The 23,145-nt window shown below is 68.1% G+C and carries 15 protein-coding genes and 1 tRNA gene; 5 read left to right on the top strand and 11 right to left on the bottom strand.

The annotated features are described in order from the left end of the window. Positions 1-19 precede the first annotated feature (19 nt). Both LW840_RS00830 and LW840_RS00825 read right to left on the bottom strand, forming a co-directional pair. On the bottom strand, positions 20-649 hold the full coding sequence (locus LW840_RS00830; protein ID WP_291266743.1) for a 50S ribosomal protein L25/general stress protein Ctc: 630 nt from the start codon (positions 647-649) through the stop codon (positions 20-22). 87 nt (positions 650-736) lie between these two features. Beyond that, positions 737-1,705, bottom strand: a complete 969-nt coding sequence (locus LW840_RS00825; protein WP_291263372.1) for a ribose-phosphate pyrophosphokinase — start codon at positions 1,703-1,705, stop codon at positions 737-739. A 330-nt stretch (positions 1,706-2,035) separates the two neighbouring features. Between LW840_RS00825 and LW840_RS00820 the strand changes: the two genes are divergently transcribed. Next, positions 2,036-5,239, top strand: a complete 3,204-nt coding sequence (locus LW840_RS00820) for a carboxypeptidase regulatory-like domain-containing protein (protein WP_291266742.1) — start codon at positions 2,036-2,038, stop codon at positions 5,237-5,239. A 133-nt stretch (positions 5,240-5,372) separates the two neighbouring features. After that, a tRNA-Gln gene (locus LW840_RS00815) sits at positions 5,373-5,443 on the top strand. A gap of 328 nt (positions 5,444-5,771) precedes the next feature. On the opposite strand, the gene LW840_RS00810 is transcribed toward LW840_RS00815, so the two are convergent. After that, positions 5,772-6,719: an ROK family protein gene (locus tag LW840_RS00810; protein WP_291276254.1), complete on the bottom strand. Its 948-nt coding sequence runs from the start codon at positions 6,717-6,719 to the stop codon at positions 5,772-5,774. A gap of 125 nt (positions 6,720-6,844) precedes the next feature. Between LW840_RS00810 and LW840_RS00805 the strand changes: the two genes are divergently transcribed. Both LW840_RS00805 and LW840_RS00800 read left to right on the top strand, forming a co-directional pair. Next, positions 6,845-8,287, top strand: coding sequence for an NADP-dependent isocitrate dehydrogenase (locus LW840_RS00805; RefSeq protein ID WP_291263369.1), 1,443 nt, complete (start codon positions 6,845-6,847; stop codon positions 8,285-8,287). A gap of 125 nt (positions 8,288-8,412) precedes the next feature. After that, positions 8,413-9,816: a family 10 glycosylhydrolase gene (locus LW840_RS00800; protein ID WP_291276253.1), complete on the top strand. Its 1,404-nt coding sequence runs from the start codon at positions 8,413-8,415 to the stop codon at positions 9,814-9,816. Positions 9,817-10,099: 283 nt separating this feature from the next. Here the strand turns inward: LW840_RS00800 and LW840_RS00795 are convergent, their stop codons facing one another. Together LW840_RS00795 and LW840_RS00790 are read right to left on the bottom strand one after the other, a co-directional pair. After that, complete coding sequence (locus tag LW840_RS00795; protein ID WP_291273394.1) at positions 10,100-11,392, bottom strand: MFS transporter; 1,293 nt, start codon at positions 11,390-11,392, stop codon at positions 10,100-10,102. Beyond that, entirely contained in the window at positions 11,389-12,285 is an 897-nt protein-coding gene (locus LW840_RS00790) for an ATPase (protein ID WP_291263200.1), read from the bottom strand. The genes LW840_RS00795 and LW840_RS00790 overlap by 4 nt, the downstream gene beginning before the upstream one ends. 66 nt (positions 12,286-12,351) lie before the next feature. On the opposite strand from LW840_RS00790, the gene LW840_RS00785 reads away from it, so the two are divergent. Continuing rightward, complete coding sequence (locus tag LW840_RS00785) at positions 12,352-12,780, top strand: thioesterase family protein (RefSeq protein ID WP_291263199.1); 429 nt, start codon at positions 12,352-12,354, stop codon at positions 12,778-12,780. Positions 12,781-12,934: 154 nt separating this feature from the next. Here LW840_RS00785 and LW840_RS00780 read toward each other — a convergent pair whose 3' ends face one another. The 6 genes from LW840_RS00780 to LW840_RS00755 form a co-directional block, all read right to left on the bottom strand. Next, positions 12,935-14,293 carry an ankyrin repeat domain-containing protein gene (locus tag LW840_RS00780; RefSeq protein ID WP_291268543.1) on the bottom strand — a complete coding sequence of 453 codons (1,359 nt, stop codon included), beginning with the start codon at positions 14,291-14,293 and terminating at the stop codon, positions 12,935-12,937. A gap of 28 nt (positions 14,294-14,321) precedes the next feature. Next, positions 14,322-15,731, bottom strand: coding sequence for a serine hydrolase domain-containing protein (locus LW840_RS00775; protein WP_291276252.1), 1,410 nt, complete (start codon positions 15,729-15,731; stop codon positions 14,322-14,324). Positions 15,732-15,779: 48 nt separating this feature from the next. After that, positions 15,780-17,780, bottom strand: a complete 2,001-nt coding sequence (locus LW840_RS00770) for a TonB-dependent receptor (RefSeq protein ID WP_291276251.1) — start codon at positions 17,778-17,780, stop codon at positions 15,780-15,782. 145 nt (positions 17,781-17,925) lie between these two features. After that, complete coding sequence (locus tag LW840_RS00765) at positions 17,926-19,194, bottom strand: pyridoxal phosphate-dependent aminotransferase (RefSeq protein ID WP_291276250.1); 1,269 nt, start codon at positions 19,192-19,194, stop codon at positions 17,926-17,928. A 176-nt stretch (positions 19,195-19,370) separates the two neighbouring features. Further along, positions 19,371-19,949, bottom strand: a complete 579-nt coding sequence (locus tag LW840_RS00760) for a YdeI/OmpD-associated family protein (RefSeq protein ID WP_343213686.1) — start codon at positions 19,947-19,949, stop codon at positions 19,371-19,373. Positions 19,950-20,132: 183 nt separating this feature from the next. Next, on the bottom strand, positions 20,133-22,790 hold the full coding sequence (locus LW840_RS00755) for a prolyl oligopeptidase family serine peptidase (protein WP_291276249.1): 2,658 nt from the start codon (positions 22,788-22,790) through the stop codon (positions 20,133-20,135). Positions 22,791-23,145 lie beyond the last annotated feature (355 nt).

The following is a 23,145-nucleotide window of genomic DNA, read 5'->3' as shown; positions in this document are numbered from 1 at the left end:
TCGTGACTGCCGACAAGGCTTACTTGTCGTCGGGCTTCGGCTTGCGGATGAGCTCCGGCTCGGCCGCGCCGTCGGCCGGCGCGGCGGCCGCCTGCTTCGGCTGCTGCACGATGCACACCGTGCTCGTCCCGTCGTCGACGATCTTGATGCCCGCGGGCACCGTGAGGTCGGAGACGTGCAGCGACTTGCCCACCTTGAGCGCCGAGATGTCGACGTCGATGTGGTTGGGGATGTTCGACGGATCCACCTGAATCTGCAGCTCGTGCATGATCTGGTCGAGGATTCCGCCCTCCAGGCGCACGCCTTCGGGGGTGCCGATGTACACGATCGGGCACTTCACCGTGACCGTCTCGCCCGCCACCAGCTCCTGGAAGTCGATGTGGAGGATGGTGCGCTTGAACGGGTGGCGCTGGATCTCGCGAATGAGCGTGCGGGCCGTCGTGCCGTTGATGGAGAGCTCGATCACCGTGCTGCTCACGGGGATGCTCTTCACGAGCTTCTCGGTTTCACGCGCGTTGAGCACGAGCGACTGCGGCTCACGGTTGTGACCGTAGATCACGGCGGGAATGTCGCCCGCCTGGCGAATCTTGCGCGCGGCGCCCTTGCCGGTCTCGGCGCGGACGTTCGCGGTGAGTGTAGCGTTGGTCATGCGTAGTGCCTCTGAAAAAGTGGTTCGGGAGTAACCGGAAGTGGTCGTCCCGGCCGGTCCAGCGTCCTGCGTCCTGCGTCCTGCGTCCTACTCGAAGAGCACACTCACCGACTGATCCGCATGCGTGAAGCGGATGGCCTTGGCGAGCAGATCGCCCACGGACAGCGTACGCAGCGTGTCGAAGCGGCGCTCGGGGGGAAGATTGATGGAGTCGGTCACCACGACTTCCTTGATGGGCGCATTCGACAGGCGCTCCACGGCCGGGCCGCTGAAGAGCGCGTGCGTGGCGCACACGTAGATGTCGTTGGCGCCGAGATTCTTGAGCGCCCGCGCCGCCTCGGAGACGGTCCCGGCCGTGTCGATCATGTCGTCGGGAATGAGGCAGTCGCGCCCTTCGACTTCACCAACCACGTTCATGACCTCGGCCACATTGGCCTTGGGACGGCGCTTGTCGATGATGGCGAAGGTGGCGTCGAGCCGCTTCGCGAAGCCGCGCGCCATTTTGGCTGAGCCGACGTCGGGGGCCACCACCACGAGGTCCTTGAGCTCCTTCCGGCGGAAGTAGCTGGTGAAGACCGGGGCCGCGTACAGGTGATCGACCGGCACGTCGAAGAAGCCCTGCAGCTGATGCGCGTGGAAGTCGAGCCCGAGCACGCGGTCGGCACCGGCCGTTTCGATGAGGTTGGCCATGAGCTTGGCGCCGATGGCCACGCGCGGCTGGTCCTTGCGATCCTGTCGCGCATAGCCGGTGTACGGGAGCACGCAGGTCACGCGCGCTGCCGATGCCCGCCGCGCGGCGTCGATGAGCAGCAGCAGTTCCAGCATGTTCTCGCCGGGCGGATTCGTGGGTTGCACCACGAAGACGTCGGCGCCGCGGATGTTCTCGTCGATGCGCACGAACACCTCGCCGTCGGCAAACCGCGTGCAGGTGACCTTGCACAGCTCCGCGCCCAGCGCGCGCGCCACCTCTTCCGCCAGCGGCCGGTTGGCCGTGCCGGAGAGGATCTTGAATCCGCGGGGATTGGACGTGGAGGGGACGTCCGATGCGGCGCTCATGCGATGCTCGCGCGAGTGAAGGTGGCAGAACGGAAGCGACGGGCAGAACCGGGCAGACCGCACATTCCCATCTGCTGGAACGCGTCTGGACCCGCAGCCTCGAAAGATAGGCGACTTGGGCGGAGAGTGGAACCCAAACGGTCCGGTCCGGCAGCCGTCCGGCAGCCGCGCGCGGACCACCCGGCGCCATTCCACCTCGTGACAAGCGGAGCTGTGACACTCCCGTCGCCGTTGTCGGGGAATACGGCGACCGGCTCGTGACGGAGCGCGGTGACGATAAGAGGCCGCACGGGACCCCCGGCGGCTCGTCTACCCTCCACACCTCTCAGGATGATCCCCGATCGTCTTCGCAAAGTCGCGGCAGCCCTGCTGCTCGCCTCGGCGCCCCTCCCGCTCGCCTGCTTCCCTGCGCGCCTCCCGGCCCAGGCCACCGAAGGGTTCGTGTCCGGCCAGGTGCGCACCGCCGCCGGGGCCCCCGTGGTGGGCGCGTCAGTGACCGCCCGCAATGAGGCCACCGGCACCCAGCAGACGCGTACCACGGACGCCCGCGGGCGCTATGTCTTCCCCCAGCTGCCGATCGGCGGCCCCTACACCATTTCCGTGCGCCAGCTGGGGTATCGCCCGGTCCGGCGCACGGGGCTCATGCTCAATCTCGGTGATCGCGTGCCGCTCGACATCACGCTCGATCAGGCCGCCCAGGAGCTGAGCGCCGTCGATGTGCGTGCCGACCGCGAAAACAAGCGCACCGAACGCGTGGGGGGCAGCATCGTGGTGGGTGAGAAGGAGATCAAGCAGCTTCCCATTCAGGATCGCTCCTTCGCTGATCTGGCCATCATCGCTCCCACCACCAGCCGCGCCGGTACCGGCGGCATCATCACGTCGAGTTCCTCCATTGCTGGCGGCCGCGTGACGAGCACCGACATTCGCGTGGACGGCGTGCAGGCCAAGAACACCCTCTGGGGTGCCGGCTTCGGACGGGGGCCGTACTCCATTTCCGTGGAAGCGGTGCGGGAGTTCGAAGTCGTCACCAACGTGTACGACGTGACGCAGGGCCGGCAGGGCGCGGGCGCGGTGAACGTGGCCACGCGCGCCGGCACCAACGAGACCAAGGGGTCGCTCTTCGCGTACAACCGCAATCAGGCCTTCACCACCAACACCAACTTCCTCGGCCAGCGCAACACCAACTTCGAGAACTGGCAGTTCGGCGGGGCCATGGGCGGCGCCATCAAGAAGGACAAGCTGCACTACTTCGTGGCCTACGACCGCCAGCAGGTGGCCGAGCCGTTCAGCACGCTGCAGGTGGACAACGCCGCCGACTGGGCCCGCCTCCAAGTGGCCCCCGACTCGGTGGCGCGCTTCCTCAACATCCTGTCGGCGCAGTACGGCCTCCCCACCGGACGGCAGGTGGGGCTGTTCGACCGCAGCAACACGCTCAACACCCTCTTCGGGCGTCTCGACTGGCAGCTGAGCGACGCGCACCGCGCCACGCTCCGCACGACCTACTCGAACTGGTTCTACAGCAACTCCATCCCCGACCGCGAGCTGTCGGTGCTGGAAAGCCGCGGCAACCAGAAGTCGAACGAACTGCAGGTCATGGGCAGCGTGAAGAGCAACTTCGGCACCGCGCTCACCAACGACTTCCGCCTGGCCTACACCAACCGGGTGTTGGAGAACGAAGCGAACGTGCGGCTGCCGCGCGCGTGGGTGAACGTGTCGTCGGCGCTGCCGAGCGGCGGGACGGGCACCAACCAGATCCTGCAATTCGGTGGCCAGCGCACCAGCCCGGAGCTGCAGACCGAGGAGTCGTACCAGCTCGTGAACGTGCTGCGCTGGGACGGTGAGAAGTCGGCGTTCACCGTGGGTACCGACCACTCGATCAACAACCTGTCCATGTTCGTGTCCATCGAAACGGATGGACTCTTCCAGTTCCCCAATCTCGCGGCGCTCGAGGCGCGGCGGCCGTCGAGCTTCGCGCGACTGGTGCCGTTGCAGAATCTCGAACCGCGCATGCGCCAGTGGGTATACGATGGCGGCGCCTACGTGCAGGGCGAGTACCGGATCCGCCCCAACCTGAACCTCACCGGCGGCCTGCGCGCCGACCTGTCGGCGTTCCTCACCGGCGCCAACCCCAACCCGGCCGTCGAGCAGGCGTTCGGCCGCCGCACCGATGTCACGCCGGCCGACTTCGCGCTGCAGCCGCGTGCGCAGCTCACCTGGCAGCCTGGCGAGGCGGGGCGCAACCTGTTCCGCGTGGGGAGCGGCTTCTTCACCGCGCAGCCGCACTACATGGTGCAGATCAATCACATGCTGAACGACGGCACGCAGCTCGCCGACGTGCTGCTCACGGGGGCCGCCGTGCCCACCCCCGACTTCCTGTCGTACCGCCAGTCGTTCGCCAACGTGCCGGGCATCCCGCAGGGGAGCGCGCAGCGCCCGGCGTACATCAACATGTTCGACGAAAGCTTCAAGGTGCCGCGCACCTGGAAGAGTGACGTGGCGTACCAGCGTCGCCTCTTCAACGGCAACCTCACCCTCGGCGCGTCGGCCCAGTACTCGCACACGAGTGAGCTGTACCGCTACTACGACCTCAACCTGCGCGCCAATCCGGAGTTCACGCTCGCCAACGAGGCCGGGCGCAGCGTGTTCGTGCCGGCGAGCAGCATCACCGCCACCGGCGGCCGCAATCCGGTGCTGGCTCGTCCCTTCTCGCAGTTCCAGCGTGTGCTCGAGCTGCGCAGCGACGCGGCCCAGCACCAGAAGGCCTTCGTGATCGACGGTGCCCTGCGCCTGCCGCGCAACGGCTCGCTCAGCGGCTCCTTCACCTGGAACGAGACGCGCGACAACAGCTCGTTCAACTGCTGCATTGCCATCACGTCGGTGTTCACGCCGGTGCCGAGCGACCCGCGCGTCGCCACCTGGGGCGCCAGCAACACCGACTTCCGTCACAAGCTCGTGCTGTACGGGGCCACGCCGGAGATTGCCGGCTTCCAGTTCAGCGCGCGCATCATTGGACAGTCGGGCACGCCGTGGAGCGCCACGGTGGCGCAGGACATCAACGGGGACGACGTGGGCGCCGGCAGCGCGTTCGGCAACCAGAACGACCTGGCGTTCATCTTCAACCCCGCCACGCCGGGGCTGCGTCAGGGCTTCGCCGACTCGCTGCGCCTGGTGTACAACAACCCAGCCAACCTCGGCGGGGCGTACCTGCGCGACAACATCGGGCGCATTGCCGACCGCAACACCATCCGTAACCCGTTCGTGACGCAGGTGGACGTGCGCCTCACGCAGAAGCTGCCCAGCATTCGCGGGCAGAACGCGCTGCTCACCCTCGACGTGTTCAACGCCGCCGCGCTCATCAATCACAACTGGGGCGCGGTGCGGGTGGTGCCGGGCGCCAACCAGACGCTGCTCAACGTGATCGGCTTCGACCAGGCGTCGCGCGAGTACCGGTACCGGGTGAACCCGAACTTCGGGCGCGCCGTGCGCGCGGGGAACCGCTACCAGATGCAGCTGGGCATGCGCTACGAGTTCTGAGGCCCGCGAGGCGGCGCCAGGAGCGAAGGCGTCACCACGACGGCGTCAGGGGCAGCACGTTGCCCCTGACGCCGTTTCGCGTGCTCCCTTCCCCGGTTTCGCCATGTCGCATTACTTTCCGGCGTTGTCCGGTGGCCCATCGTATAACGGCTATTACCTCGGCCTTTGGAGCCGAAGATCTTGGTTCGATTCCAAGTGGGCCTATCCGCTTGACCATCGCCGGAGATGGCGGAGTAGAACCGGGGAACGGCTTACCTGCCATTAGTTGCTAGTGATTAGTGACTGGTAACTCATGACTAGTGACTAATGACTAACGACTAACGACTAATGACTAGTTACTAGTCACCGCGCTCCGCCGACCGGCTCTGCACACGACCGACTCCCCGCCAGGCGCGAGATCTCGTGACCGGCGGGGGGGTGTCGTCGGTTGTTGAAGCGGCTGGTCGCGACTTGGACGGCGGGGCGCTTGCAGTCGCGCGTGATGGTTGCCGGAGGTCAGTACCGTGCACGCCTCGGTCTGCTGAACCCGGTCTCACCCCCACAACCACGCCGCGCCGCGCACGCCGCTGGAATCGCCGTGCTGGTTCACGACCACGCGCGTGGTCACACGGTCGGAGAAGACCCACGGTGCCACCTCGCGCTCGAGATCGGCGGCCAACCCGTCGGTGTTCGAGAGGCCACCTCCCAGCACGATGACATCGGGGTCGAGCACGTTGATGATGGTGGCCAGGCTGCGCGCCGCCCGGTGCACGAGGCGCGCGCGTGTGGCCACGGCGCCCGGCTCCCCGCGCGATGCGGCCGCCATGATCTCTGGTGCCGTGAGCGCCTGGCCGGTCACACGCGTGTGGTCGGCCGCGACCGCCGGGCCGGAGATCCACGTCTCGATGCACCCCTGCTTGCCGCAGTAGCAGGGGGGGCCGGGGATCTCGTCCTGCTGCGGCCACGGCAGCGGGTTGTGCCCCCATTCGCCGGCAATGAGGTTGCGACCGGTCAGCAGCTGGCCGTTGACCACGATGCCGCCGCCGCAGCCGGTGCCCATGATCACGCCGAACACCACGCGGGCCCCGGCCGCCGCGCCGTCGCTGGCTTCCGAGAGCGCGAAGCAGTTGGCGTCGTTCTCGATGCGTACCTCGCGGGCGAGGGCCGCTTCGAGGTCGCGCTTGAGCGGCTGCCCAATGAGCCAGGTGGAGTTGGCGTTCTTCACGAGCCCCGTCTCGGGGACCACGACCCCGGGAATACCCATGCCCACCGTGGCCTGCACACCAAGGGGGCGCTCGAGCGCCGCGACCAGGTCGGTCAACGCCCGGACCGTACCCAGGTAGTCACGTGGCGTGGGGACGCGCTGCCGAGCCACGACGCTGCCCCCAGGGTCGAGGGCCACGGCCTCGATCTTGGTACCCCCCAAATCGATGCCGAGGCGAAGACGGGGCGCTGGCGGAACGGGGGGGGCCGGAACCGGCGGAGGCGGGGAGACGGACATGGGGGGCGACGATGGGGGGCGCGGGCGCCACGGGCAAGGGGGGCGCCCACCGCAGGGACTGGCACGACGGCGTGCTGCTTGGCATCCTCCGGGACTTCCCACTCCCCCACCGACCTTTCCCACCCATGCAGAACGTCCCCATTACCGTGGCCTACGGCGACGGCATCGGCCCCGAGATCATGCGTGCCACCCTCCGTGTGCTGGAGGCGGCCGGGGCGCGCATTGCCCCCGAAACCATCGAAATCGGCGAGGCCGTCTACAAGCGTGGGCAGTCCAGCGGCATCGATGCGGCCAGCTGGGACAGCCTCCGGCGCACCAAGGTGTTTCTCAAGTCGCCCATCACCACCCCGCAGGGCGGCGGCTTCAAGAGCCTCAATGTGACGGTGCGCAAGACGCTTGGCCTCTACGCCAACGTACGCCCCAGCGTGAGCTACGACCCCTACGTGGCCACGAAGCACCCCGGGGTGGACGTGGTGATCGTGCGCGAGAATGAGGAAGACCTCTACGCCGGCATCGAGCACCGGCAGAGCGACGAGGTGTACCAGTGCCTCAAGCTCGTGTCGCGCCCCGGCTGCGAGAAGATCGTGCGCTACGCCTTCGAGTACGCGCGCGTGAACGGCCGCAAGCGCGTCACATGCATGACGAAGGACAACATCATGAAGCTCACCGACGGCCTCTTTCACCAGGTCTTCAACGAGATCGCGAAGGAGTACCCGGACATTGCCAGCGATCACATGATCATTGACATCGGGGCGGCGCGGCTGGCCACGCGCCCCGAGACGTTCGATGTCATCGTCACGCTCAATCTCTACGGGGACATCATCTCCGACATCGTGGCCGAGGTGACCGGTTCGGTGGGGCTGGGCGGGTCGGCCAACATCGGCGACCATTGCGCCATGTTCGAAGCGGTCCACGGCAGCGCCCCCGACATCTCGGGGCAGGGCATCGCCAATCCCAGCGGGCTGCTGCTGGCCGCGGTGATGATGCTGGTGCACATCGGCCAGGGCGAGGTGGCCGAGAAGATCCACAACGCGTGGCTGGCCACGCTGGAAGATGGCGTGCACACCGGCGACATCTACCACGAGAAGGTGTCGGAGCTCAAGGTGGGCACCGACGCGTTTGCGCAGGCGGTGATCGATCGGCTGGGCCGGGTGCCGCAGCGCTTTGCGCCGGTGGCGTACGCCGGCGGCTCGCCCATTGCCGTGGCGGGGCGGGTGTCCACGCTGCATCCGTCGCGCAAGGAGCTCACCGGAGTGGATGTGTTTCTCCACTGGCGTGGGCGCCCCGACGTGCTGGGGCCGCAGCTCGCGGCGCTCGATGGTGACGGACTCACGCTCTCCATGGTCACCAATCGCGGTGTCAAGGTGTATCCGGACGGCTTGCCGGAAACGTTCTGCACCGATCACTGGCGGTGCCGCTTCCAGGCGCCCCCCGGCAAGACGGTCACCCGCGCGCAGGTGCTGTCGCTGCTCATGCGGGTGGGGAACGCCGACCTCGACTTCGTGAAGACCGAGCACCTCTACACCTTCGACGGGCAGACCGGCTTCTCACTGGGGCAGGGGCAGTGAAGTGGCGCGCGTGCCGCGCCGGCGTGGCGCTGGCCATGCTCGGTGCGGCCGCGTGCGGTGGGACCACCACCGACCCTGCCGGGGGGAGCACGCCGCCGCCCCCACCCCCGCCCCCGCCGCCGCCCGTGGCGTTCACGGTACCGCCCATCGCGCGGGAATTCCGCGGCATGTGGATCGCCACGGTGGCCAATATCGACTGGCCATCGCGCAGCGGGCTCACCGCCGCCCAGCAGCAGGCGGAACTGGGGCTGCTGCTCGATGTGGCGCAGCAGACGGGGCTCAACGCGGTCATTCTGCAGGTACGCGCCGCGGGCGACGCGCTGTACCCCTCCACGCTCGAGCCCTGGGCACGGGTACTCACGGGCACGCAGGGGGGCGACCCGGGCTATGACCCGCTCGCCTTTGCGGTGCAGCAGGCGCGGCTGCGCGGGCTCGAACTGCACGCGTGGTTCAACCCGTTCCGCGCGGGCAATCTGAGTGACACGGCGCGGCTGGCGCCGTCGCACTTCGCGGTGCGACGCCCCGACCTGGTGCGCCGGTGCGGCCAGCTCTGGTTCGATCCGGGGGAGCCGGCCGTGCACGATCAGGCCATTGCGGTGGTGCGCGAGGTGGTGCGCCGTTACGACGTGGACGCGGTGCACATCGACGACTTCTTCTATCCGTACCCCGACGTCTGCACGAGCTTTCCCGACAGCGCCACCTACCGGCGCTACACGCAGGGCGGGGGCACGCTGTCGTTGGGTGACTGGCGCCGTGACAACGTGAACCGCTTTGTCGAGCGGCTCTACCGCGAGACGCACGCCGTCTCGCCACTGGCGCGTGTGGGGGTGAGTCCGTTCGGCATCTGGCGCCCCGGCAATCCCGCCGGCATCGTGGGGCTCGATGCCTTCACGACCATCTTTGCCGACTCGCGCCGGTGGCTGCAAAGCGGGTGGGTGGATTACTTCGCGCCGCAGCTGTACTGGAGCATCGCCAGCAGCGGCCAGAGTTTCCCGGCGCTGTTGGACTGGTGGGCGCAGCAGAACAGCATGCGCCGTCATCTCTGGCCGGGGCTCGCGTCGTATCGCATCGGCACCGGGGTGTCGCCGTTCAACGCGGCGGAAATCCCCTCGCAGGTGGCGCTCACGCGAGCCGCTACCCCCGCCAGCGGTGGGGCAAGCGGCAGCATTCTGTACAACGCCAGCAGCGTCCGCAACAATCTGGGCGGCTTTGCCACCACGCTGGCGGGTGGGCTGTACGCCAGCGGTGCCATTCCGCCTGCCAGCCCCTGGCTCGATGCCGCGCCTCCCGCAACGCCTGTGATTCGCGTGGCGGTCGGGACCACCGGCCACACCGTCTCCCTCTCGCCGGGGAGCGCCGACAGCTGGTGGTACCTGGTGCGCTGGCGCGCCAACAGCGTGTGGCGTCAGCGGCTCGTGTCCATTGCCCAGACTACCGTCGAGGTGCCCGCCGCCGGTGTGGACGGCATCGTCGTGAACGCGGTGGACCGGGCCGGGAACGCGTCAGGGGACGCCGTCTGGAGGCCGTGACGGGGGCGGGGGACGGCGGGAGAAAGCGTCATGGGAAACGGCGTCATGGGTCATGGGAGACGGCCGGACCGGTAACTGCGGCAGCGGGGGGGACGGCGGGAGAAAGCGTCATGGGAAACGGCGTCATGGGTCATGGAAGACGGCCGGACCGGTCACTGCGGTAGCGGAGACTGCGACCGGGGGTTCCCGCTGTTACCGGTTCGGTCGTCATCATGACGCCGTCAGACGTGACGCTTTCAGACATGACGCTGTTGTTCCCCGCGCCCGCGCGACGCTCGGAGATTCACTCGCTCATGTGCCCCAGCTTCGACGATTCGCGCATGGTCGCGTAGACGAGCAGTGAGCACACGATGCAGCCGGTCACGTAGTAGTAGAACCAGCTCTCGCGCCCGATGTTCTTGAAGTAGAGCGCGATGTACTCGGCGGTGCCGCCGAACAGCGCCACGGTCACGGCGTACGGAAAGCCCACGCCGAGGGCGCGGATGCTGGTGGGGAACAGCTCGGCCTTCACCACGGCATTGATGGCCGTGTACCCGCTCACGGCGGTCAGCGCGGCCAGCAGCAGCCAGATGGCGCCGCTCACGCTCTGCGTGCTCTCGAGGGCGCGGAACAGCGGAATGGTGCCCAGCGAGCCCGCGATGCCGAAGGCGGTGAGCACGGGCCGGCGGCCCACCACATCGGAAACGGCCCCCACGATGGGCTGGAGGCAGAGGTACACCAGCAGCGTCACCGCGTTGATGAAGGTGGCCTGCTGCGCGGTAAAGCCCACGGTGTTCACCAGGAACTTCTGCGCGTACGTGGTGAAGGTGTAGAAGGCCACCGTGCCACCGGCCGTGAGCCCCACCACCGTGAGCACGGCGCGGGGGTGCTCCATGAGCCCGCGAATCGTGGCGGCGGCGCTGGCCTGCGGGCGCGATGCGCGGTCCTTTTCGAAGTCGGAGGTTTCCTCCATGCTGCGGCGCAGCCAGATGGCCACCACCGCGCACAACGCGCCAATCACGAAGGGAATGCGCCAGCCCCAGGCTTCAATGGCCGGTTTGTCGAGGTAGCGCTGGATGACCAGCAGTACCGCCAGCGCAATGAGCTGGCCGCCAATGAGCGTGACGTACTGGAAGCTCGACCAGAAACCGCGGTGCCGCTGGCCGGCCATTTCGCTCAGGTAGGTGGCGCTGGCGCCGTACTCGCCGCCCACGCTCAGTCCCTGCAGCAGCCGCGCGAAGAGCAGTAGCGCCGGGGCTGCCAGACCAATGGTGGCATAGCTGGGCGTGACGGCAATGAGCAGCGACCCCGCGCACATGAGGATGACGCTGAACGTCAGCGCCGCGCGCCGGCCATGCCGGTCGGCGTAGCGCCCCATGAGCCATCCGCCAATGGGACGCATGAAGAAGCCCACGGCAAACACCGCCGCCGTGTTGAGCAGCTGCGCCGTCTGGCTGGCCGGTGGGAAGAAGCTCTTGGCGAAGTAGAGGGAGAACGCCGAATAGGCGTACCAGTCGTACCACTCCACCAGGTTGCCGATGCTGCCGCCGATGATCGATCGCAGCCGCGACGGACTGCTCGTGACGCCGCCGCTCATGCGCGCTCCTCGCGACGGCGGTCCGTACCACCCACGCTGGTGTCGATGGTGCGCGCCAGCAGCGCCAGCAGGTCGTCTTCGGTCTTCACGTCCGGCACCGCCTCCATGTCGATCACGTACCCATACCGTTCGGCGATGGCTTCATAGAGCGGAATGCGGTGGGCGAGCAGCTGCTCGAATCCCCACACGGCAAAGTCGTCGGGATCCACCTGGTCGTCGGCGTCAATGCCGCGCGCCGCCTTGTACTCCGCCCATTTGGCGTCGAGGAACGCCGGGTTGTAGTACATGGGCTTGGGGTGCTTCCGGAACCGCTCCACCAGCATGCGCGTGTGGCTGGCCGTGCCGCGAATGTAGACCAGCATGGTGTGCGCGCTCAGGCACTGCAGCACGGCATCCTGTTCATCGAAGGGATCCACCACCTCGCAGAGACTCCCACCGGAATCACACACGAAGTGCGCGTAGCCGTAGATGTCGGTGGCGCGCTCGATGAACTCCGGCACGTCGAGCAGCGCGCGGATCTCCGCCTGCCGGTGCTGCGCCTGACGGCGCTTGTATTCGGCAAAGGGAATTCCCCCCTGCGCTTCGTTGCCGGGCTTCCCCAGGTATGTGGACAGCGGGCTCAGATTCTCGAACGAGATGTTCGAGCGGATGTAGATGGAGTCGGAGCGCAGCAGCTGGCGCAGGAAGGGGACCTTCATGGCCTCGCGCTTGAAGTTGTCCACGATGTGCTCGCCCATGTACCGCGTGCCAATGCGGTAGTCGACCGAGTACTGGAACCAGTCGTGCTTCTGCAGCAGCCCGGCCAGCGTGGTTTTGCCGACGCCCGACATGCCGAAGAAGGTCACGGCGTGGGCCGGCTGATCGCGCAGGGCGCGTCCCGAGGAGAATCGCATGCGCTAAATTCCGTCATGGACACGGGTTGCTCAAGGCCCGCGTCGCGTCTCCTTCCGCTTTTCTTCATGTCATTCGCCAAGCATGGCCTGCAGGTCTTCGAGATCCCCATTGAAGTCCGGCCGCAGGATATCGACGACAACGACCACGTGAACAATGTGGTCTACCTGCAGTGGATCTTCGATGTGGCGCTCGAACACTGGAACGTGAGCGCCCCTCAGGGAATGAAGGACGCCTACGGGTGGGTGGCCACACGCCACGAGATCGACTACCGCCGGGAGGCGCTGCTCGGCGACCCCATCGTGGCGCGCACCTGGATTGGGACCGTCGATTCCCGCCGCTTCGAGCGCCTCACCGAAATCGTGCGCACCTCCGACGATCATGTGCTCTGCCGCGGGCGCTCCATCTGGACGCTGCTCTCGCGCGAAACCGGGCGCATTATCCGTATTCCCCCCGACATGGTCCAGCTGTTCGCGGCGTACATGCATCCGGGGTGAAGCCGAGAGGCACCGAGAACGGCTCGTCGGAGGCACGGAGCCACGGAGAGCAGCCCGTCGGGGTACGGCGGGGGAGCGGGAGGCACGAAGAACCATCAAGGCTTTTCTCCGCGCCTCAGCGGCTCCGTGACCTCCGATGGGCTTTCACCGTCTGTCAGCCCGTTCGAGACGTTCGCCGCGCGAGCAACGCGTCGATCGCGTCGTAGCCAGTTGGAAGCGCAATACCCTCGGCACTTGCCCCCGCCTCCAGCAGCGCCCGCACCGACTCGGGCTGTCGGCGGTCCGTCCAGTATGAGTCCACGCAGGCGGCGACGGCCCGCTGCAAGGGGGTGCGCCCCCGGCCGTCCCGCGTATGCACGTCGGCCCCCGCCTCGATGAGCAGCCGCACCACGGCGTGCTGCGCGCGCCAGGCCGCCACATGCAGCGGCGTACTGTGGGGGGCGATGTCCCAGTAGCCGTCGCCCTCCGCCCACCGTGCATCCACGGTGGGGAGCCACTGCAGCAGCACACCCAATGGCGCCAGCATGCCGTTGCCGGCGGCGCGACAGGCAAAGGCCGCGGCGCGGGCCAGGAAGGCCTCGCGCACCATGGTGTCGCGGGACAATCGCGCCCGCGCCGCATGGGCATCGCCCAGGGTGACATCCACCGCCACCGCCGCGAGCCCCTCGTCGGGCAGTGGCACGCCGCGCTCGGCGAACCGCTGCAGCAGGTCGGTGCGCCCGTGCCATGCCGCCAGCTCCAGCGCCGTTACCTCCCCGAACCGCCGCTGCGGGTCGGCGCCCGCTTCCAGCATCCGCTCCACGATGCGCGCCTCGTTGTCGCGCCGCACGGCCTGCACGAACGGCGAGTGTGGCCAGCGGCCCGGATGATCGGGGAGCACCCCATGCTGCAGCAGCAGTGCCACGCCGGTGTCATCATGCCAGTCCGCAGCGCGCAGCAGCATGGTGGCCAGGCTGTCGCGCGTGAGCGGTACCGGTGCTGCCAGCAGCGCAGCCACGACGTCATGCGCATACTGCTCGGCGGCATGATACGGTACCTCCTCGTCGTTCGGGTCGGCGCCGTGCGCCAGCAGCAGCGCCGTGAGCGGGGCGCAGAAGGCCACCCCGGCGGCGCCATACAGCGCACTCTCCCGCTGTGGCGTTTCGCCGTGCGTGTGATCCATGAATCCGGTGTTCGCCGGCGCCCCGGCCTCGAGCAGCACCCGGGCGACCTCCACGAACTCGGCATGCCGCGACGGCTCGTCACGCAGCCAGCGGGAAAAGCAGCACCACGTGAGGGGATCCCAGTGGTGGGGACCGCCGTGGGTTGTGGCGAGTGTGGGATCGTGTTGCAGCCACTGCCGTACGAGGGGAGCGTTGCCCGTCACGGCAGCGGCGTACACACTGTGTTCCGTGAGCGCCGGCTGCGACGCCAGCAGGGCCCGTGCGGCCTCGAGCGTGCCCGAACGATGCGGGGCGTCGACGGGAACGGCCGACGCCACGAGGAACGGCGTGGTGAGCGACGGGTCGATCATGCGTTGGCCACCGCGCGGCCGCCCCGGCTCACGGTTGCCGTGCCAGCGCTCGCGAACCGCTGTACAGGTAGGCCACCTTCCCGTTCTCCACGCGGGTGTGCATGCGCACCGTTGCCGGCGCGCGTCCTACGATTTCGTTGTCACCACCGCGCAACAGGGGCACGGACATCCCGTCCTGTACGAGAACCAGCCCACCCTCGGCCTCCCTGACCTCCACCACCCTGCGTCCCATGGCGTAGCGCCCCACAAGCTGGGCGCGTTCGGCGGCGGTGAGTTCACGGGTGGCGGTGGCCGGACGTCCCTGCGGTGTGGTGGCCAGCGCCAATTCCAGCGCCTTGAGGCGAATGCCGGCAATGCCACTGCCCGGCCCGTTCACCAGCGTCACGACGGCGGTCTGGCGCTCGGGGAGCATGTACACGTCGGCATTGTAGCCGTTGATCGATCCGCCGTGCGTCCACACTCGCTCCGAGCGGCCAAAGAGCGCCGTGCGTCCAACGACCAGACCATAGGCGTACATGGCCGAATCGAGCCCGCTGCCTCCGGGATGTGGCACGTAGCCCGTGGTCAGGCGCCGGATCACTCCTTGGGGGAACACCCGTGCCCCGTCCAGTTCACCGTCGTTCATGAGCGCCATGGTGAAGCGCGCCAGCTCGGGTGCACTCGAGAAGAGAAAGCCGGCGGCCCACTGCGCCGTATTCTCGGTGAACGGCCGCACGATGGTGGGCGGGGTGTTGGCCCCGGCCAGGTGCCCCATGGCGGTGGGCCACGTGAGCGCCTCGAGCGGCTTGAAGGTGCTGAGGGGCATACCGACAGGGCGCAGCACCCGCTCCGCGACCAGCGTGGCGAACCGCTTGTCGCCCGCCAATTCTCCCACATACCCCGCCATGCTGATGCTGGGGTTGGAGTAGCTGAAGGTGCGCCCCGCGTCGGTGAAGAAGAGCGTGTCGCCGACCTCCCGCATCACCTCCCCCAGGGCGCCCTCGCCCATGCGCCCGTACGCCACCGCGTTGTCGATCCACCCGGCGCTGTGCGTCATGAGCTGATGCGTACTCACCGTCCCCACGCGCTTGCCGGCCAGCGACGTGACGTAGCGACTGATGGGGGCGCCCATGTCGATCTGCCCCTGCTCCGCCAGCGACGCGAGCATGGCGCCGGTGAACATCTTGGTCACCGACCCCACGCGCAGCAGCATGTCGGCGGTCATGGGCTGCCGCGTTTCCACGTTGGCCAGGCCGTAGCCCCTGGCGTACACGAGCCGCCCGTTGTGCACCACGGCCACGGTGGCGCCGGGAGCCCGTGAGGTGGCCAGGGCGGCGTTCACCACGGAGTCGAGCACGGGGGCCCAGGCGGGGGCGGACTGGGCCTGACCCGGTGCCGGCAGAAGCAGGAGGGCCGCGGTCAGGCCACGCGCGACGCCACGGAGAATGGAAGTGTGCATGCTGCATTCTACGTGCGCGCCAGCCGGATGGTGTGGGGCGGGCCCGCCCTACAGGTCGGTGGTCACCCGCAGCACGAGGGCGCGCCCGGCGGCATTGGCAAACTCCTTGTAGCGCGACATGAAGTCGCGGTAGCGCGCGTTGGTGGCGTTGCGCACCGAGAGGTCCACGTGCACGAGGCCGCGGCTGGTGAGGCGGCTGAAGCCGGTGCTCAGGTGCAGCGCTCCCCACGCCGATGGCGCGAAATCGTCGCGGAACACGCGCGTCTGACGCGCATTCCATTCACCGGTCACCGCGAACGACCGTCCGTGACCCCCAGCTTCGTCCCACCGCAGCGTACCAGTGGTGCGCAGGGGCGGCACGAAGGGCAGGGCGGTGCGATCGGTGGTATTGGTGGCGTGCACCATATCGCCGGTCACGTTGGCGCTGAACCCGCCGGCCAGCAGCGCGGTCAGCGCGGCTTCCGCCCCCACGAGCCGCGCGTTGCCCTGACGCACCTCGAGCGAGTCGAGGGCGCGACCGGGGAGCCCCACCGGCGCCAGGTAGATGTAATCGCGAATGCGGTTCACATAGCCTGTCACTTCACCGAATACCCGCGAGGTGCGCAGCCGCACCCCCAGATCGGTGTTGAGGCTCGTTTCCACGCGCAGGTCGGCGCGGCCGATCTCGAAGGCGCGCGTGCCTTCGTGAAAGCCGTTGGCAAACAGGTCGCTGGCGCTGGGTGCCCGAAAGCCGCGCGCCACGTTCAACGCCACTGACACCGGCGCGGTGGCCTTGTACACCACGCCGGCCGTGCCGGTGAGTGCGTCGAATCGGCGTGAGGTGGCCGCCAGCTGCAGCACGTCATTGCCCGGAGTGTCCAGGGTGCGCCAGTCGTAGCGGGCACCGCCGGAGAGCGACCAGTCGCCCACCGTCTTCTGCTGCAACGCGTACACGCCAACGGCCTGTGCGGTGTTGTCGGGGATGAGCGTTTCCTCGCCGAAGGTGCGGAAATCGGTGTGCTGCAGCTGCGTGCCCACCACCCCCGTGACGCCGCGCCACGGGGCGTGATGCCAGTTCGCAAACGCGATCGCCGTGCGGGAGTGCAGCCCCAGCGTCACGTCACGGGTGGTGGCATCCTCGAACTCGCTGCGGCGGTTGCTTTCGTAGCCGGCCTGCATGTGCAGGCGGTGCGCCCCGCGACGCGCGTTGCTTTCGACGGTGAACCGCTCCGTGCGGATGCGCTGGCGTCCGGTGTAGTCGGGCGAACTCACCGGGTCGTCGGCAATGCGAATGGTTTCGTCGCGACTGGAGACGGTGAGCTCCACATCGCGCGACTTGCCATGGTAGCCGCCGGCCGCCTCGAGGTAGCCGGTGCGATTGCCGCTGTTGAAGAGCGGGCCGGTGGGGGTACGCAGATCCTCCGCGCGTCGGCCCGTGCCGGACACCCGCCAGCCAAACGCCCCACGGGCGCCTTCTCCGGTGAGTGTGGCGGTGGGCGCCAGGTTGGCGGAGTTGTAGGCCAGCGCCATCCGCCCCCGTGTCACGTTCTGCGCCCCCTCAGCGCTGGGCAGCTTGCGCCGCACCACGTTCACCACACCCCCCAGCGCGTCGCTGCCATACAGCACGCTGGCCGGGCCCTTCACCACTTCCAGCCGCTCGGCGTCGGCACTCTCCACGTTGGGAGAATGGTCGTGCCCCCACTGTTGGGTCTCGGTACGCTGGCCATTGGCCAGGGTCACGACCCGGTTGTTGGTGAGCCCGCGAATGACCGGCTTGCCGATTCCGGTGGTCATGGAGAGCGATCGCACGCCGGGGATGAGCTCCATGGTTTCGCCGAGCGAGGCGCCCTGGGTGCGACGCAGGGCCGTGCCGTCGAGAATGGCGGTGGGCTGGGCCACGCGGCGGGCGTCGGTGGCCACGGCCGACGCGGTGACCTGCATGGTGGGCAGGGCGCGCGCGCTGTCAGCCCGGGCGCTGTCGGCGCGTGTGCGGGTGGCCGAGTCGGGGCGGGCCTGGGCGGCCGCCGAGGCAGGTAAGAGGAGGCAAAGAATGGTAATGTGTCGGGTCATAACAAGAAATTAGGCTACACTAAATAGGAATCAAGTCTACCCTGCCACTTGTCCGTTCTCCTTTTCTCCGATTCTCCCCCGATCAGTTCACCCTATGCCAGCCCGGCCGTTCAGCCCGGCCTCACGCCAGCCACGCCGAGCGACGCTAGCGGCCGTCGCGCACGATCCGCTGCAGCCGCGTTACCGCTTCGCCCACGGCAATCTCGTCGGGACCGAAGCTGAAGCGCATGTATTGGGTGAAGCGCGAGGTATGATTCGCGCGCCGCTTGCCGGGGTTGATGTCGAAAAAGAGCCCGGGCACGGTGATGACGCGCTCCCGCAGCGCCGCTTCGAAGAACGCTTCGCCGTCGTTGAGCGGTGCCGGCAGTGAGGCCACACTGGCCCAGACGTAAAACCCTCCGTCGGGTTCGTGCTCCACGGTGAGCCCGGCGGCGCGCAGGCCATCAATGAGCAGGCGCCGCTTGCGGGCGAAGGCCTGATGGATGGCCACCACCTCCTGCCGTGCGCGTGCGGGTTCCAGCAGGTCGCACGCCGCTTCCTGCAGCGGGCGATTGCCGCCGCCGTCGAGAAAGCTGCCGGCGCTGGTGACCGCTTCGATCACACTGGCCGGCCCCACGATCCAGCTGAGTCGCCAGCCGGGGCAGCGCCACCCCTTGGTGAGCCCATCGAGAATGACCACCGGGTCGCTGTTCACGTCGTCCACGAACTCGGCGGCACTCACCGTCGCGCCTTCCACGAGCCCCTCATCCCACAGGTAGTGGGAGTAGAACTCGTCGAGCACCAGCGTGCACTTGAGTTCGCGCGCTTCGTGTACCCACGCGTTGAGCGCGCTGCCGCGCAGCACACGCCCCGTGGGATTGGCGGGGTTGGAGAGCAGCAGCGCCCCCAGTCCGCGCCCCAGAATTTCGCGCCGCAGGTTCTTGGTGCTCAGCGCGTACCCGGCCTCCGGCTCGAGCAGCAGCGGGATGGCGCTGAACGTCCCGAAGATTTCCAGCAGCTCCTCGTACGCCGTGTAGTCGGGGAGCACGTGCCCCAGGTTCACGTTGCCGAGTGAGGCCACGACGCGCGTGAGCGACGAACGCCCACCGCCGCAGATGCACACGTTCTCGGGCCCGTACTGGCTGGCCTTGCCCTGGCGATAGCGCTGGTTGTACAGGTTGGCCACGGCGCGCCGCAGCGCATCGATACCCCCCACCGGCGCATACTCGTAGTCGTCGGCGCTGATTGTCACATCGCTGGGGCGGGCCGGCGCGCCGGGGAGCGCGCCCGTTTCCGGCTGCCCTTGCCCCAGGTTGCACCACCCCTCGGCGCCGGCGCGAAAGCCCAGTTCACGCGCGCGGTCCATGACATAAATGACCCCGGTGCGCGGAACGGGCCGGAAGCCGGGGATGGGAGCCGTGAGAGGTTCGGTCATTGGTGCAATATAGGACCGAGTCGAAAAGGGGTAGGACTGACAACTGAAGACTACAACTATGCACTACGAACTCCGCGAGGCCGGCGAGGCCTCTCTTCGGAGGGAGATCTCGAGGGGGCGGGGCGTTCGAAGTACGTAGCGAAACTCTTCAGTCTTCAGTATCGACGGCCCACAGCCTACCGCTGACTCGGCGTCAAGTGCGGCAGCCGCACCCTCTCCGCCGAGCACTGCATGAGCTGCTGCAACCGCCGCTCCCGCGTCTCCTCGCGCTTCGCGCTCACCACCCACCAGATCGCGGCCTTGCGGTAGCTGGGCGCGCTCGCCGAAAACCACGCCCACGCCTGCTTCCGCTTGCTGAACGCGGCGATGAACGGCGCCGGCAGCTCGGCCGTGTCCCGCTCGAACGAGTACACCCCCGACTTCGCATTCGTCCGTGCCTCGAACGCCCGGAGCCCCGCCGGCTGCATGCGCCCGGCGGCGATCAGCACTTGTACATGCTGCACATTCACCGCGCTCCAGATGCTGCCCTTCTTGCGCGGGGTGAAGCGAATGGTGTAGCGCGAGTCATCCACACGTCGGCGGATACCGTCAATCCACCCGAAGCAGAGCGCCTCGCGCACGCTTTCGGTCCACGTCATGCTGGGCACACCCGTGCTGACCTTGTGGTAGCCGACGAGCAGTTCGGTGGCCGTGCCATGGTGCTTGGCCAGCCACGCGCGGAAGGCAGCGGGGGTGGGGAAGTAGGTGGGGGGTATCGCCATGCTGGAGCAATGCACGAGGTGAAGCCACCCGCCACCCGCCACTCGAAACCCGAAACTCGAAACCCGAAACTCCCGTTGATTCACAAGAGATTGCGTGGGGCACGATCCGTGTGAACCGCCGGGAGTATCGGATTGCGGGTTGCGGGTTGCCGGTTCCGGGTGTCGAGTGGCCGGTGGTTACGGCTGCACCGCCCTCACCGCCTCCACCTTGCCGCCGTTCTTCACGTGCACATCCATCCACGCCACCCACCGCGCCCACAGATCGAGGTCGCTGGCGTAGGTGGCCACGCTGTGATCCTCGTACGGATACATGTACAGCGCGGCCGGCTTGCCCAGCCCCTGCAGCGCGGCAAAGAGCCGCGTGGAGCTCATGGGCGCGGTGCCCTGATTCTGGTCCTCCCAGGCGTGGTAGAGCAGCAGCGCCCCCGCCAGTTTGTCGGCGCGCAGGAACGGCGACATGTCCATGTACGTCTCCTTCGCCTGGAAGAAGTTGCGGCGCTCGCTCTGGAAGCCGAAGGGCGTGAGCGTGCGGTTGTACATGCCGTCGCCCGCAATGCCCGCCTTGAAGTTGGGCATGAGCGTCATGGCGTTCACGGTGCTGAAGGCGCCGTAGCTGTGCCCGCCGATGCCCATCTTGTCGCGGTCCACGAAGCCGCTGTCCACGGCGGCGTCGAGCACGGCGTCGAGATTCTCCTCGAGGTCGCGCGTGTAGTTGTCATTCATGCGCCCGGCTTCGCCGTAAATGGGGATATCGGGCTGGATGAACGCGTAGCCCTGGCTCACCCACAGCTGCATGCTGGACGCTGGGCGGGCCGACGGCACGGCGGGAAACGCATTGATGTTTGCGCTCTGCCGTGACTGCTCGTACGCCGTGAGCGTGCTGTACTCGCGCGGATAGAACCAGATGATGCCGGGGAGTCGGTTGCCTGGCTTCCAGTCACGGGGCAGCGTGACCTCCACCCAGTACTTCGTGCCGTCGCGCGGACGCGTGACCTGGAAGCGCCGGAACTGCGCGCCACTCACTTCGGGCCCCACGTCCACGTTCTTCGTGAGCTGCTTCGCCTCGGTGCTGCTGGCGGTGCGCAGCCACGCATCGGTGATCGTCGTACGATTCTCCCGCGTGACGATGAACTGCTGCAGGTCACGGTCGAGCGGCGCCATGAACTCCTCGTACACATCGGCCGGCGAGTCCATGAGCCGCGTGCGGACCTTCGTGGTGATGTCCATGCGGTCGAGCCACGGACGCGGCGCCTGCTTGTACCAGTTGGCGCCGGGCGCGCGCGTGCCGGTGAGCGCCACCTGCTTGCCGTCGGTACCCAGCACCACGTACGTGGCGTTGCCCACCTTGCGGCTCACCAGGGTGCCGGCGGTGCTGTCGCTGCTGCTGCGGCCGCCACCAAAGCCGGCGCCACCAAACGCCGTGATGGTGACCGGCAAGGACACGTTGCGGCCGAGGTTCCAGCGTTCGGTCGGGTTGTTCACACGCACGGCAATCACGGCGCCGCTGTCGCTCACGAACATGGTGCTGCTGTCGAGGCTGAAGAGCACGGTGCCCAGCTGCGGGCCGCCGCGGTACAGCACCGTGGTGTCGTTGGGGCCGTACGGCGCCTTCCACACCACCACCTGCCCGCGCGGGGCCCGCACCTGCACGGGCGCGGCACCGGCGCGCGCACTCGGGCCACCCTCCGCGCCGCTGCGACCGTTCGCGGGCGGCGTGGCGGGCGCTGCGGGGGCGGGCACGTTCTGCACGTAGAGCAATCCGGGGCCAATGGGGTTCCACTGCATGTTGCGCTTGCCCGTATCGCTCGCCGCCGCTACGGCGGGCGCCGCGTCGCCACCGTCACGCCCACTCTCGCGCAGGGGCGTGCGTGCCAGGGTGGCCACCACCTTGCCTGAGGCATCCCACAGCTCCTGCACGCCCCCGAAGCTGCTCACCGGCACGAGGTACGAGAACGGCTCCGTCATGCGCGTCACGCGCAGGAACTGACCGTCGTGCGAGGCGTCCACGTTGCGCACCATCGCCGGCGCCCCCACGGTCTTGAGCGCCCGGGTGCGCACGTCGATGAGCACCACCTGCCCGGTGGTGTGGTACTGCAGCAACCGCTTCTCGTGCGGGTTGGCCAGCAGGGAGAAGTGCACCGGCTGCGGCACGGCACGCGACTCGGTAAGCCGCACATCGGGACCGTCGGCGACGCCGTCGCCCCCCAGCACGGGAGCCGCGCTGCGATTGGCGGGCACCAATACGGCTACCACGTGGCGGCCGTCGGCGGTGAAGTCCACGTCGGTCACCAGCGTGGCCAGCAGCGGACGCTCGCTGAGCCGGGTGCTGCGGCCGTTCGCCACGTCGAGCACATGCACGTAGCTGGCCGTGGGAAAGTTCACCAGGTACGCCACATGCGTCCCGCGCGGCGACCACACGGGCGACGAAATCGTGGTACCCGCGGGCGCGGCGATCTTGCGCTCGGCGCCGGTGCGTGGGTCCACGAGCACGATGCCCGTGCGCGTGCTGGTGGTCACACTGCGCGCACGATTGGCGCGCGTGTCGATCTGCAGCCCGCCCAGCCAGATGTGCGGGGCGCCGTACGCCTTGATGTCCCCGCGGTCGGCGCCACTCGTGCGCAGGAACCAGCGCGCGTCCGGGCTCGGGTTCGTGAACGAGATGTCCACGCGCGGCGCCATGATCATGCGCTCGATGTTGGCCGGCGGCTTGACGAAGGTTTCCGTGCGCAGGACCTGTTGCGGGTCCCAGCCGTTGGCGGCGGGCGCCTGTTGCGCGGAAAGTGGCGCTGCGGCCAGCAGCAGCGCGGCGAAGGGCAGGGGGATACGACGGGACATGCGGGCTCCGGGGGCACGGAAAGGAGGGGTTCCGGAGAAATACGCGCTGGCGAGCGGAGGCGTTATGACGGGCTCGTGCGATATGGCTCGTCGTATGAAGCGGTCCGCCTACGGTGCCCGCGCCTTCGTGCGGAGCTTGCGGTTCCGCTGATGTCCGTATAGTGTACGGACATACTCGCTAGCCAGATCAAACAGGAGGTATCCATGACATCGCCAGCCATTCGCGCCTATCTCGACAGCCCGCAGGACGAGCGGTTCGAGACGCGCATGCCTGCGCTGCTCAAGCGTCACGCGGAGCGCGTGGCCAAGGCCAAGGGCTCCACGCTGTCGCAGTACATCCTTGCTGCGGTCGCCG

This window comes from Gemmatimonas sp. (assembly GCF_021298855.1).
Lineage (GTDB): Bacteria > Gemmatimonadota > Gemmatimonadetes > Gemmatimonadales > Gemmatimonadaceae > Gemmatimonas.
Note: the sequence above shows the minus strand (reverse complement) of the source record. Positions and strands in the feature narration are given on the sequence as shown.

What these genes read in the sequence shown, in the direction of transcription:
- LW840_RS00775 (WP_291276252.1), bottom strand. Translation starts at nt 15,731, where the DNA reads ATGCACACTTCCATTCTCCGTGGCGTCGCGCGTGGCCTGACCGCGGCC.
- LW840_RS00780 (WP_291268543.1), bottom strand. Translation starts at nt 14,293, where the DNA reads ATGATCGACCCGTCGCTCACCACGCCGTTCCTCGTGGCGTCGGCCGTT.
- LW840_RS00795 (WP_291273394.1), bottom strand. Translation starts at nt 11,392, where the DNA reads ATGAGCGGCGGCGTCACGAGCAGTCCGTCGCGGCTGCGATCGATCATC.
- LW840_RS00805 (WP_291263369.1), top strand. Translation starts at nt 6,845, where the DNA reads ATGCAGAACGTCCCCATTACCGTGGCCTACGGCGACGGCATCGGCCCC.
- LW840_RS00830 (WP_291266743.1), bottom strand. Translation starts at nt 649, where the DNA reads ATGACCAACGCTACACTCACCGCGAACGTCCGCGCCGAGACCGGCAAG.
- LW840_RS00825 (WP_291263372.1), bottom strand. Translation starts at nt 1,705, where the DNA reads ATGAGCGCCGCATCGGACGTCCCCTCCACGTCCAATCCCCGCGGATTC.
- LW840_RS00820 (WP_291266742.1), top strand. Translation starts at nt 2,036, where the DNA reads ATGATCCCCGATCGTCTTCGCAAAGTCGCGGCAGCCCTGCTGCTCGCC.
- LW840_RS00765 (WP_291276250.1), bottom strand. Translation starts at nt 19,194, where the DNA reads ATGACCGAACCTCTCACGGCTCCCATCCCCGGCTTCCGGCCCGTTCCG.
- LW840_RS00770 (WP_291276251.1), bottom strand. Translation starts at nt 17,780, where the DNA reads ATGACCCGACACATTACCATTCTTTGCCTCCTCTTACCTGCCTCGGCG.
- LW840_RS00755 (WP_291276249.1), bottom strand. Translation starts at nt 22,790, where the DNA reads ATGTCCCGTCGTATCCCCCTGCCCTTCGCCGCGCTGCTGCTGGCCGCA.
- LW840_RS00790 (WP_291263200.1), bottom strand. Translation starts at nt 12,285, where the DNA reads ATGCGATTCTCCTCGGGACGCGCCCTGCGCGATCAGCCGGCCCACGCC.
- LW840_RS00810 (WP_291276254.1), bottom strand. Translation starts at nt 6,719, where the DNA reads ATGTCCGTCTCCCCGCCTCCGCCGGTTCCGGCCCCCCCCGTTCCGCCA.
- LW840_RS00785 (WP_291263199.1), top strand. Translation starts at nt 12,352, where the DNA reads ATGTCATTCGCCAAGCATGGCCTGCAGGTCTTCGAGATCCCCATTGAA.